The organism is Paenibacillus favisporus (assembly GCF_040545415.1).
Classification (GTDB): Bacteria; Bacillota; Bacilli; order Paenibacillales; family Paenibacillaceae; genus Paenibacillus_AQ; species Paenibacillus_AQ favisporus.
This window is the reverse complement of the sequence record NZ_JBEPLV010000003.1, coordinates 1,053,798-1,065,756: the sequence shown is the minus strand read 5'-3', so window position 1 is coordinate 1,065,756 and position 11,959 is coordinate 1,053,798. Positions and strand designations below refer to the sequence as shown.

General features: G+C 51.0%; 12 protein-coding genes. 3 read left to right on the top strand and 9 right to left on the bottom strand.

Features of this window, described 5'->3' with window-relative positions:
- Positions 1 to 416: 416 nt before the first annotated feature.
- Together ABID47_RS17935 and ABID47_RS17930 are read right to left on the bottom strand one after the other, a co-directional pair.
- Positions 417 to 1,199, bottom strand: coding sequence for an NAD-dependent epimerase/dehydratase family protein (locus tag ABID47_RS17935; RefSeq protein WP_076165817.1), 783 nt, complete (start codon positions 1,197 to 1,199; stop codon positions 417 to 419).
- Positions 1,200 to 1,227: 28 nt separating this feature from the next.
- A complete protein-coding gene (locus ABID47_RS17930) occupies positions 1,228 to 1,512 on the bottom strand; it encodes a GNAT family N-acetyltransferase (protein WP_354498728.1) in 285 nt (94 codons plus the stop codon).
- Between the two features lie 220 nt (positions 1,513 to 1,732).
- Between ABID47_RS17930 and ABID47_RS17925 the strand changes: the two genes are divergently transcribed.
- Positions 1,733 to 3,142 (top strand): amino acid permease, encoded by a 1,410-nt coding sequence (locus ABID47_RS17925; RefSeq protein ID WP_354498726.1) that lies wholly within the window; start codon positions 1,733 to 1,735, stop codon positions 3,140 to 3,142.
- Between the two features lie 85 nt (positions 3,143 to 3,227).
- Here the strand turns inward: ABID47_RS17925 and ABID47_RS17920 are convergent, their stop codons facing one another.
- On the bottom strand, positions 3,228 to 3,911 hold the full coding sequence (locus ABID47_RS17920) for a hypothetical protein (RefSeq protein ID WP_354498724.1): 684 nt from the start codon (positions 3,909 to 3,911) through the stop codon (positions 3,228 to 3,230).
- Between the two features lie 181 nt (positions 3,912 to 4,092).
- Between ABID47_RS17920 and ABID47_RS17915 the strand changes: the two genes are divergently transcribed.
- Positions 4,093 to 5,601 carry a stalk domain-containing protein gene (locus ABID47_RS17915; protein ID WP_354498722.1) on the top strand — a complete coding sequence of 503 codons (1,509 nt, stop codon included), beginning with the start codon at positions 4,093 to 4,095 and terminating at the stop codon, positions 5,599 to 5,601.
- A gap of 92 nt (positions 5,602 to 5,693) precedes the next feature.
- On the opposite strand, the gene ABID47_RS17910 is transcribed toward ABID47_RS17915, so the two are convergent.
- Complete coding sequence (locus tag ABID47_RS17910) at positions 5,694 to 6,236, bottom strand: hypothetical protein (RefSeq protein WP_354498720.1); 543 nt, start codon at positions 6,234 to 6,236, stop codon at positions 5,694 to 5,696.
- Positions 6,237 to 6,482: 246 nt separating this feature from the next.
- Between ABID47_RS17910 and ABID47_RS17905 the strand changes: the two genes are divergently transcribed.
- Positions 6,483 to 7,076, top strand: a complete 594-nt coding sequence (locus ABID47_RS17905) for an NADPH-dependent FMN reductase (protein WP_116230570.1) — start codon at positions 6,483 to 6,485, stop codon at positions 7,074 to 7,076.
- 96 nt (positions 7,077 to 7,172) lie between these two features.
- Here the strand turns inward: ABID47_RS17905 and ABID47_RS17900 are convergent, their stop codons facing one another.
- The 5 genes from ABID47_RS17900 to ABID47_RS17880 all read right to left on the bottom strand — a co-directional run bounded on the left by ABID47_RS17900 (position 7,173) and on the right by ABID47_RS17880 (position 11,943).
- Positions 7,173 to 8,015 (bottom strand): nucleotidyltransferase family protein, encoded by an 843-nt coding sequence (locus ABID47_RS17900; RefSeq protein WP_354498718.1) that lies wholly within the window; start codon positions 8,013 to 8,015, stop codon positions 7,173 to 7,175.
- Positions 8,016 to 8,127: 112 nt separating this feature from the next.
- Entirely contained in the window at positions 8,128 to 8,946 is an 819-nt protein-coding gene (gene nadE / locus ABID47_RS17895) for an ammonia-dependent NAD(+) synthetase (RefSeq protein ID WP_354498716.1), read from the bottom strand.
- Between the two features lie 15 nt (positions 8,947 to 8,961).
- On the bottom strand, positions 8,962 to 9,576 hold the full coding sequence (gene nadD / locus ABID47_RS17890) for a nicotinate (nicotinamide) nucleotide adenylyltransferase (RefSeq protein WP_354498714.1): 615 nt from the start codon (positions 9,574 to 9,576) through the stop codon (positions 8,962 to 8,964).
- A gap of 10 nt (positions 9,577 to 9,586) precedes the next feature.
- The gene (locus ABID47_RS17885) at positions 9,587 to 11,077 is read right to left on the bottom strand and encodes a nicotinate phosphoribosyltransferase (RefSeq protein ID WP_354498712.1); all 1,491 of its coding nucleotides are present in this window, start codon (positions 11,075 to 11,077) and stop codon (positions 9,587 to 9,589) included.
- An 89-nt stretch (positions 11,078 to 11,166) separates the two neighbouring features.
- Positions 11,167 to 11,943, bottom strand: a complete 777-nt coding sequence (locus ABID47_RS17880) for an NUDIX hydrolase (RefSeq protein WP_354498710.1) — start codon at positions 11,941 to 11,943, stop codon at positions 11,167 to 11,169.
- Positions 11,944 to 11,959 lie beyond the last annotated feature (16 nt).

Here is an 11,959-nt window from a genome sequence, read left to right as displayed (position 1 = left end):
GAAGGTACGTCGATAGACGTTTTTCTTAAGATTATAGAATTTATAAATTTCAGCGAAGCTGAACCAACCATTCTATAATCGCAAGAAAAACTTCAACTAAATGCGGTCTGTCTTCTTTGAAGGTACGTCGATAGACGTTTTTCTTAAGATTATAGAATTTATAAATTTCAGCGAAGCTGAACCAACCATTCTATAATCGCAAGAAAAACTTCAGCTAAATGCGGTCTGTCTTCTTTGAAGGTACGTCGATAGACGTTTTTCTTATGCTCCAATGCAAGCTTTTTGTGCCGAAACTCATTGATCAAGTCAATAAGAAAAGGAGTTACGCCGCCTGCAGACGACATAACTCCTTGGCTTTTTTATAAAGTAACCCGGTTTTCTCAGGGAAAATATATTCAGAACCATATTTTTTATGCCTATTCCTTCTTTACTCCTGGACCGCCTTGGTATACCCCTTCCTCCTGCTTGATGTCGTCTTCGTCCAGCCCCTGCCGTGCCAGCACATCCGCTGCGTTGTCCTTAGGCACATAGCCGATTTTTTCGCGCAGATATCCGATATCATAATAATTGTCGTCATTCGCTGAGGTTCCGTACATTGTCAAAAATTTAAGGGATGGATCCGCCTCAATACAGCATTCGGCCAATTGCACCATATCCCGCCGGGAGATCCAAATATGAGCGGTACGGTCCGAGTGTGGACGGTCATCGCCCGGAAAATTGCCGATCCGGATGTTCACGGAGGAAACTCCGTACTTATCGGAATAGTAACGGCCCAGAAGCTCGATATAGCTTTTGCTGAGCCCATAAAAGCTGTCGGGCCGGTGATCCTCGGGCTTGATATGCTCTCCTACTTTATAAAAACCGGTAGCATGATTGGAACTCGCGAAAATAACCCTCGATACGCCGCCTTTACGGGCGCCTTCATAAATGTGATAAGCACCTGTCACGTTAATGGGAAGCACTTTACCGAGGAAATCGTCTTCGTCTTTAGCCCAGCCAAAATGAAGCACCGTATCGATACCCTCCAGCGCTGCCGCCACAGCCTCTCCATCCGTGATGTCCAGCTTGCCGACTCCGTGCTCCGGATCGGGCCGAATATCCGTTGCGACCACTTCATACTTGCCTGTCGAGCGGAGTCCATCCGCTACACAGCTTCCGATCCGTCCGGCTGCACCGGTAACGAGTATTTTTCGTTTCACATCTCCCACCTCATTTCTTATTGTTCGATCAGCGTTCTTCCTGCTGCCACACATCCTTATAGTCTTTATGCCGCTTGAATTGAACATGGGCAAATGAGCAGGCGGGAATAATCTTCTTGCCTTCCTTCCGGGCCATATCCACCACCGCTTTGACCAGTTCATCCCCGATCCGCTGTCCTCGCAGCTCTTCGGACACATACGTATGATCAATGACGATGGTACTGCCATCTACGGGCTGAAAAGTGATTTCCGCCACCGCCCGATCACCCTCCACCATCACAAACCCTTGACCCGCTTCACGGATTTCTCTCAAAATTCCCACGCTCCTTGTGCAAAGTTGTTCCATCTTTGTTCTATCTTCTTTATTCTTCCCCGCCGAATGGACAAGCGAAACCTATAGAGGGCTTAACGTCATAAAATTGGCTCCCCTGAATTTTACTCTGGTGCTTTACCATAAGAAAGTGTATGATTAATACTTGTCAGTGTTTTTTCAACAAGTCGATGTACTATTCATTCAAAAGGAGTTTGACATCATGACCAGACACAAACTGGGATTCTGGATTTTGACCGCTCTCGTCGTGGGAAATATGGTCGGTTCCGGAATTTTTATGCTGCCCCGCTCGCTGTCCGAAGCGGCCAGCCCTGCGGGCGTCATTCTGGCCTGGCTGGCGACTGGGCTCGGGGTTCTTATGCTGGCGCTGGTTTTCGGAAGCCTGGCTGTCCGTAAACCGGAGCTGAGCGGCGGGCCGCAAATTTATGCGAAGGAGCTGTTCCGGGAAGGCTCACATGGCTCCCGCCTTGCCGGCTTCATGTCCACTTGGGGATACTGGGTAGGCAATATTGCCGGGTTCGTAGCAGTGATTACAACCTTCGCCAGTTACCTGTCGACCTTTTTTCCCGTGTTGACCAGCGGTAAGGTGTGGGTGGATACCGGAGTATTCACGTTAAAGGCGGGCAATGTGCTGACATTTATCGTCTGCTCGCTTCTGCTGTGGGGCACGCACGCCATCTGCATGAAAGGCATGAACGGTGCGGGCCGATTGAATTTTATCGCGACGGCAACCAAAGTGGTTGGCTTTGCCTTGTTTATTATCATTGCTTTATTCGCTTTTCAAAAAAGCAACATCGGCCCCTTCCTGGCTCCTCGGACCAATGATAGCGGCGAAACGCTCAGCCTGCTGTCCCAGGTCAATGCCGCCGCCGTTGGAACGCTGTGGGCTTTTATCGGCGTCGAATCCGCTATGGTCTTTGCCGCCCGGGCCCGCCGCAAGCAGGACATCCGCCGCGCAACCATTGCCGGGCTGCTCATCTCCATCGTCCTGTATGTGGGCATCAGCATCCTGACGATGGGACTGCTTACGCAGGATCAGCTGATGGCTTCCCAGAATCCGCTGGTGGACGGTATTACCGCGGTAATTGGCCCGATCGGCGGCAAGCTCCTCGCTGCGCTGGGTTTGATCAGCCTGCTTGGATCGACGATCGGCTGGGTGCTGCTGAGCGCCGAGGTGCCGTTTCAGGCCGCCAAGCTGGGCGTGTTTCTCCCTTCCTTTTCCAGGGAAAACGGAAAGGGCATGCCGAAGACGTCGCTATGGATCTCAAACGCGGTCGGTCAGGTTTTGCTGCTGTCGACAATCTCCGGCTCGATCTCGGCGGCGTTCGATTTTATCATTTACATTGCCACGCTTGCCTATCTGGTCCCTTATTTGATTGCTTCACTCTATCATATTAAGCTGATTTGGACCGGAGAAACCTTTACGGCTCGCAAAGAACGGGTAACCGAGGGCGTGATCGCGGGGCTTGCGGCATTGTATTCGCTTTGGGTCATCATCGCGGGAACAGCGGATTTGAAAACCTTCCTGCTGGGCATTGTGTTGATCGTCAGCGGCATTCTGTTTTATCCGTTGCTGTTCAGGAAAGGCAAGGTACGAAGCACATCAAACTGATCATTACTATAGCGAACACAAAAAGGCGGCCATCTTGGATGGACGCCTTTTTCATAGGATTCTGTTGCGACAACCGCTTCAACTTCTACGGCTTACCGATATACAGCTTACCGTTCGCAAAAATCGCCGAATATCCGAGCTTGTACAGCTCAAAATACGGGGCAAGCGGGTCACCTTCAAGCCCGTAGCGGTGCCATTGGAGGTAATACGAAATCCAGTAGTCACAGGCAATGGAATAATAAGCCTCGCTCAACATTTGAACAGGTTCCTGATGATCAGTATGCTCACTCACCAGTTCAAACAACGATTCGTGTACGACGGGATCATACTCCTCTCGGAATTTTTCGAATTCGCTGCCGGATACGATGACTACTTCAGAGACCGTTCCGAGATACGCCGACGCCTCAACCGCTTCCTCCAGCTCGGCATGATCGTCCATCAGCTGCTTCAACCCGAGGATATGCCTTTGGCCAAGATCCCTGAGCTCCTCTTCGGATACATGGTCACATTTTCCGTTAAAATACCCGGGCACCCATTCCCCTTGAAAGTCCTGCGGATCCAGCATTTCATAGATCGGGAGGATTCGCTTTAAAAAGATATCACCGTCTTCCAAGGGCTCGAACGTAGCTTCCACCCCTTTTCCACTGGGCATATAGATTTGAAAATAGCCGTAAAACATCTCTTCTTCAATAGGCCCTACAGTTTCTTCAGCCTCTTCTTCATCCATCAATCCAAGCACGTATTTTCCATACTCCTGCTGATCGATCATATCCCCCTCCAGTCCGCTGGATTCTACTAAATAGAATTATAAAGCGTAGGCAGTGGCCGGGGCAACGGTTGGCCGGACACGGAGCTTTTCCAATAAAGATTACACTTTGGCCGCGCAACTTCCCGTATGATGCTTGCGTCTTGATTAGTAGATTCAAGTAAAAAGAACACGGAGGATGATCATGAAATATTCCCACTTCATGCAAGGCGTGCTGCTATCTGCAGTGGTTGTGACGGCGGTATCACCCCATTCGTTTGCGGCAGCATCCACTCAACCGGGAGATCGCATGGATTCTGCAGCACGGTTATCGGTTTCCAGCTCTGCAGAGTCACCGGCCGCGTCAGCTTCCAGCACCGCCGCTTTGGGAACGGCTTTCGTTCAGGTGGCAGCCGGGAATTATTATTCGGTCGGACTCCGGGCAGACGGCTCGGTGTGGACCTGGGGAAGAAACTTATTGGGCGAACTCGGGATTCCCGATACTACGGCCGTTTCCAGCATGGTGGCACCTGTTCGTCTCAACACACTGCCACCATTGAACTCGATAGCTACCGACGGGTATGGTTACCAATTAGGCGTCGCACGCGACGGTACGGTTTGGGAATGGGGATCACGACCGGGCTACGTCCGGGAAACCCAGGTTCCTCGAGCACTCCCGGGTTTATCCGGAATCTCGCAAGTAACGACACTGCAAAAGTACAGCTTGGGTCTAGCAAGCGATGGGTCCGTGAAAGCGTGGATGAGAGATCAGAAGAGCGGCGATTCTGGCCAGCCGATTTCAGTTAGTGGCTTGAAAAATATAGTCCAGCTGCAGTCGACATCCGATTATATCTATGCGCTGGATTCGGCAGGATCTGTCTGGAAGTTAACGGTGAACACCTCAGAGAATCAGCTTCACCTCTCCGTACCGGTCCGAATACAGGGTTTGCCGGCACTGAAGCAAATTTCCATGCAGCATGCCTATGACGCTTATGGAATAGACAGCTCCGGCAAGGTATGGAATTGGTCTACCCCAGCTTCTTCTAGCACAGGAAAGCTGTACGTAAAGCCAGTGAGCATTCAGCCGTCCCTTCAGGTTCGAAATGTTTATGCTTCCCCTGGTTATGCGTTGCTGGTGAGCCGACAAGGCGAATTGTGGATGTACGACGGCAAAAAGGGCAGATCAGCCGTTAAAGTCAAAGGACTGCAGCGGATCGTATCGGCATCGGCCGGGGATACCCATCGCCTGGCTATTGATGCCAAAGGCCAGGTATTCGGCTGGGGGGCGAACAATTGGAACGAGGTTGGCGTCCCGCGAAATGCGGGTGACGGCATGGAATACGCACCGGTTCCCATTCAGCGGCCGATCACCATTCGTATCAACGGCAGCTTGCTCCCCGCCTCCTTCCCGGCAGTCAACAAGAATAACTCGATTATCGTCCCTGTAAAAAGCATAGCGAAGGAGCTCGGAGGCTCTCTCGAGGCCTCTACAACTCAGGAAGGGACCAGTTACAAGCTTCAATATGGCCAAACTACGGTGACTTTCCGTCCCGACTCGGCCGAAGCCGCCATTCAAGGACAGTCCATTGCATTGTCCGCCCCGGTAAGTATGATTAACGGCGCTGTCATGGTGCCAGCCTCCCTGTTCAAACAGCTGGGATGCCAGGTCGATTGGAATCCGAATCTTGCCGAGCTGAGCATTCAAGGCAAGTAACAGGCTGTTCATGCGCAGAAAGCACACACCACTAAAATATGGCGTGTGCTTTTTTCATAGCGTAATTGCCTAAGAATGGTTACAGCTAAATATCATTCAGCGGTGATACGTTTAAGCAAAGCCAACAGCTCTCGGATCCTGGGAGCAAGGTCCTCGTTTCCGCTCATGATCCGCGTGAACTCCGCTACTCCCTGTTTTAGCAGCACACCGCTGAAATAATAATATCCGTAAAAAGGATCCGGCTCATAGCCGCGAGGTTCTTCTTCCTCCCACTCCTCCTCGTCTTCGTCTTCTTGCACGGGCCAGAGGTACTTGTCATCCAGCAGCTCATCCATGGATGATATTAAACCCACGTCTCGAATATTCTGATCTGCTAATGCAGAAGCTACAGCAAGGTATAAATCGATCTCTTCGATGGAAACCTGTACCGGCTCAACCGTCCTTAGTTTCTCCATCAATACAAGAATGGTCCAAGGGGTCACCTGCCACAAGGTCCCCTGATGTTCGATCAATCCCGCTAGGGAAGCGTACTGTTTTTCTTCAATGAACCTGGGAATGTCCGTGCCTCTCCCATAGGCCGTCGTCAACCGATGCCATGGAACGTCTGGGATCTGAATATCGGTAATAGCCTTCATCGCATGATTCCACCTCTTGCTCTTTTTCTTACTTGCTTGCTCTGCTTATATTTACTTCCACGCCGCAGCCATGGATCCTTTCTCCGGATAAACAGGTTGGCATCTCAGTTACTTAAATAAAGTTTTTATGTTGACAACATTAAATTTAAAAAATATAATAACTTACGTAAAGTAACTTACTGATGAATTCAGACTGCAGTCGGTTCATAATCCAAATACATCATAGATGGTTCAGGTGGTGCAAACATGTCGTTTTTCAAAAAATTATTTGGCACAGCAGCCAAGGAGGAAGTTACAATGAGCAAATTGAACATCGGTATTATTTTGGGAAGCACGCGTCAAGGCCGGGTAAGCCCGCAAGTGGGACAATGGATCAAAGAGATTGCCGACCAACGCGGTGACGCTAACTACGAAATCGTGGATATCAACGATTATAATCTGCCTTTCCTCGGAACGACAGACGGATCCGAACCTGGCATCGCCGCTTGGAACCAAAAGCTCGGAGAACTGGATGGCTTCGTGTTCATCGTTCAGGAATACAACCACAGCATTACCGGCGCGTTGAAAAATGCGATTGACTTCGCCCGTGAAGCGTGGAACAACAAGGCAGCAGGGATCGTGAGCTACGGCTCCACCGGCGGCGCCCGTGCGGCGGAACATCTCCGCGGTATCTTGGGAGAACTTTTGGTTGCCGACGTTCGCGTTCATCCAACGCTGTCTCTGTTCACCGATTTTGAAAACGGATCGGTCTTTAAACCGCAAGCCCTTCATCTGGACAATGTCAATGCCATGCTGGATCAAGTCGTAGCTTGGAGCGGAGCCCTCAAGACTTTAAGATAATTGTATAGCCAATCCATATAAATGCAAAAAAAGCTGCCGATTAACCCGGCGGCTTTTTTATATTCACCACTATACTAATTACTCCTCAGCCTGCTTTTAATCCCCCGCGGTGACCAGCCGATTGGTTTCCTGCACCAGCTTGTGCAGAATATCAAGCGCCTCCTGTAACCGTCCGGCATCTGCCGATAACAAGGTAAACATCTGATGGACCCGCTCTGCATAGGCTGGCGGCACGATATCGAAAGCGTCGGCGATGGCTGTCGCTCCCTTTTCGTTCATGCAATATTGATGATTTATGGCGAACAGCACCTGGTTCAAGCAGGATACCGCCCTGAAGCAGCATCCGCTCACATAAGCGATGTCTTTCTTGGCGACCCCTTTCATCCCGATGTCAAGCGAAAATTTGGCTTCCCACAAAAACTTGCCGATGACTGCTTGCCTGTATACGGCTGGGAAAGGCGACGTTTTGGACTTCAGTGCGTTAATGATGTCCGCAGGATCCCATAGCACTTGGCACAACGCGACCTCCGCCATATAAATGGCGTTAATAAAGCCGTGAGGATGGCCTGGCTGATAATCAATCGTGACGTTTCCCTCGAGGCATTCTTCCATCACCATGGAGACTTTACGGATATCGCGGTACAAAAAATCAACTGGAATTTGTTCGACTTGCAGCCAGCCCCCGCCATTGATCCAAGGTCCCCATCCGCCAATCTCCGTGATCAGGTCCGTTCGGCCGTCATCATCGAGGGCAGCAGCGATCCGACGGAGTTCTTCGACGTCCAATCCTTCCCTTGAATCATAATAGATGCCGATATCGATATCAGATCCGGGATGATGCGTCCCCCTGGCTCTGGAACCACCAAGTACGATGGCCCTGACCCCATCAACCTGACAAAGATGCTGTGTTATTCGATGGATTATGGGCTGAATATCCATGCCAGCTCACCTCATTTGACTCTTTTCATTGATTATAGCAGCCGCACAAACCGGATTTTCGGTAGAAAACTTTTTAAACGTAAAAAAGCACCGGCAAAGCCGGCGCTTGGCCTTATTTCCACCATTCATCAAAAGGAGTCACAGACAGCTCACGTTTATGCTGCGAACGGTCATAACGCTGCTCGATCTTGAGCTGCTCCTGCGGGTCAACCTGCTGCCCGGTCAAATACTGGTCGATCACTTCGTATTCCATGCCCAGCTCGGTTTCATCCGGCTGCTGCGGCTTGTTATCCAGCAGATCGGCCGTAGGCGTCTTCAGATACAACCGCGCTTCGGCGTCCAAAGCTTTAAGCAGCTGACGGCCCTGCTCTTTGGTCAGCCCGGTCAGCGGCAGAATATCCGCTCCCCCGTCACCGAATTTCGTGAAAAATCCGGTGAGCGCTTCGGCCGCATGGTCCGTCCCGATCACCAAACACTGCCGCTCACCGGCGATGGCGTACTGGGCGATCATCCGCATTCTCGCTTTGACGTTTCCTTTATGGTAATCGGGAAGCCCGTTTCCGGTAGATTCAGAATACGTAAGGGCAAAAGCGTTGACGGCATTCATAATGTTGAAATCATAGCTCACGTCCGGCTTGATAAAATCCAGCGCCTTCTGCGCATCGTCCTCATCCTTCTGAATGCCGAAAGGGAGCCGAACCGCGTAAAATTTGGCCTCATATCCTTCCGAACGCAGCTCTTGGACCGCAAGTTGGGCAAGGCGTCCTGCCAGGGTCGAGTCCTGCCCGCCGCTGATGCCGAGCACGAACCCTTTGGCCCCTGCCTTCTTGCAGTAATCCTTGAGGAAACCGATTCGTCTGCGAATTTCCTCCTCCGGCTTAATTTCAGGCTTTACATGAAGTTCTTGAATAATTTGTTGTTGGTTTTTCATATCAATGACTCCCTTCTATCGGTACAGTTTATGTTGGCACATATAAGCATAGCAGTTGTCGGGAACCAGATAACGCGGCTCACCGCCTCGTTGAAATTCATCCCGGATATACGTCGAGCTGATTTCCATCGCGAGCCCTTTGTCGATCAGATGAAACGTCTGTCCGTCGTCGGCATTCCGCAGAATCGGCGATTTGCTGATCGCCGCCAGCATGTTGATTCCGTCCCGAGCCATCACGATGAACTTGTTTTCCTGGATGAGCTCCTCGGATTTCTTCCATTTCCCTTCCCCGATATCAAGCAACAGATCCGCTCCCATGATAAAGTAAATGTCGTCGTCCGGGAAAGCCTCCTTATAATACTTCAGCGTCAGATAGGTGGCAATTTCCCATCCTGCTTGCTTCATTTCATAATCGTCAGCGACAAATTTATCATTGCCATCTATCGCAAGTTGAATCATGTTCCACCGGTGCTCGTCGCTGGCATGCAGCGATTTATCCGGCCTTTTGCTTGAACAGGGCAGGAAGATCACCCGGTCCAGCCGGCAGCGGTGGGCCACGGTGCTGGCCGTCCACAGATGTACGTTGGTAATAGGATCGAACGAGGATCCGTATATTCCGATTTTCGCCATGTTCCCCTCCTTAAGGCTGCAGCTGCCGCTGGATGTCCCGCTGAATTTCGTCGATCAGCCTCATTTTGTTATCCCAGCATGCCTGGCTCAGGTTCACCGGATACTCTGCCGGATTCAAGATCCGCTGATATTCCTCCCAAAGCACCTGAAGGTTGTCACGCGCAAACGCTCTGATGTCCTTCAAGTCTGGCAGTTCATACACCAGCTCTCCGCTGTCAAAAACCAGATGATGGAGCTCCCTTGCCTCAAAATCGGTCACGAACTTAGCAATATACGTATGCACCGGATGGAACATTTTGAGACGCGTCTCTTTCTGTGGTTCTTCATGCTCCAGCGTAATATAATCACCTTCCGATTTGCCGTTGCTCCGGTTGATGATGCGATAAACCCGCTTTCTGCCCGGGGTTGTAATCTTTTCGGGATTCGAGCTGATTTTAATGGTGTCGACCATTTCACCAGTTTCATTCTCAATGGAAATCAGCTTGTAAACGGCTCCCAGTGCGGGCTGATCGTAAGCGGTAATGAGCTTGGTTCCGACACCCCACACATCGATCTGCGCTCCCTGGGCTTTCAGGCTCATGATCGTCTGTTCATCGAGATCGTTGGAGGCATAAATTCGGGCTTGAGGAAAACCGGCATCGTCGAGCATTTTTCTGGCCTCTTTAGATAAATAAGCCAGATCGCCGCTATCCAAACGTATGCCTTTGAACGTGATCCGATCGCCGTAAGCTTTGGCCGCCTTAATCGCGTTCGGTACCCCGGACTTCAACGTGTCATACGTATCGACTAGGAAAACGCAGTCCCGGTGGGACTCTGCATACTTACAGAAAGCGGTATACTCATCCCTGTAGGCCTGAACCATCGCATGGGCATGCGTTCCTGCAGTCGGAATACCGAACAGTTTGCCGGCCCGCACGTTCGATGTCGCATCAAACCCTCCGATGTACGCCGCGCGCGTTCCCCAAATGGCCGCATCCATTTCCTGGGCCCGCCTGGATCCGAACTCCATCGTCACGTCGTTTCCGGTAACCTGCTTCATGCGGGAAGCCTTCGTCGCGATCAAAGTCTGATAGTTGACGATATTCAGCACAGCCGTCTCGATTAACTGAGCTTCCGCCAGTGGTGCCTCAATCCGCATCAGCGGTTCATTGGCGAACGCCAGCTCCCCCTCCCTCATAGACTTCACCGTACCCGTGAAACGGATCCCGGAGAGATATTTTAAAAACTCGTCGCTGTATCCATCTTCCTTCAGGTAGGACAGATCAGATTCCGTAAAACGAAATTGCTGCAGATAGCGCACCACCCGTTCCAGTCCGGCGAAGACGGCATAGCCGTGGTGAAACGGGATTTTACGAAAATAAACCTCGAATACGGCCCGCCGTTCATGAATTCCATCCTGCCAGTAGGCCTGCGTCATATTGATCTGATATTTATCCGTATGCAGCGCAAGGCTGTCATCTGCATCATAAAGATTGGTATCCGGATTCGGTTGCTGATTCATGCGTTGGTCCTCCTTTTGTAAAATAACAAATAACCAAATGTTAAAACAGATTTCGAAAAAAATAAGATCTCTATTATTTCAAAATGGATTTACTTCTTGCTGTGATATATGGAGCTGCTGATATCCGCATCCACAAAGCGGTACAGCTGCGTCGGTTTCTTTGACGTTCGGCTCGTCTTCTTGCCGGCCACCTCCTGGATAAACGGGAGGGACTTGATTTTTCTGGCAAAAGCCGCATCTAGAGCAATCGCCGAATCTTTCGTTACGGTGAGCAGTACGCTCTGCAGCTCCGAATAGGTAAATTCTTCAGGCAGAAAATCCTTGGCCGCCGTCGTCTCCAGCAGCTTCCGCCGGATGACGGCAATGGCGTCCTGGATGATGACTTCATGGTCAAACGCCAAGTCCAGTGACAGGACGTCGTCTACCGGAAACAGATCGACCTCGCTCGCGTCATCATTGGCTGCTCTCTGGGACAGATGGCGCTCGGGCACGATCGCATAATGCGCGTTCGATATGATCCAGCCCCGCGGGTCCCGGCCCGGCGTATCGTATACGCCAAAGTGCTCCAGATGAATATGCTCGACCCCAGTCTCTTCTTTCAGTTCCCGCTGCGCCGTTTGAAACGCGGATTCCGTCGGTTCGACAAAACCTCCCGGCAGCGCCCACTTCCCTGCTTCGATGTTGGGGCGGCCCTCACTGTCCGTCATACTCCGTTTGATGAGCATGATTTGCAACTCCATAACCGGTGGTTTAAATGCTTCCGTCTTCTCCGAACGGATTGTAAAGACCGCGATGTCGGATGTATAGCCGTCAGGTGTGCGGTACTTTCGGACATCGTATTGCTGAAGTGCTTGTTCGTTGCTCATATTTGCCTGCGCCTTT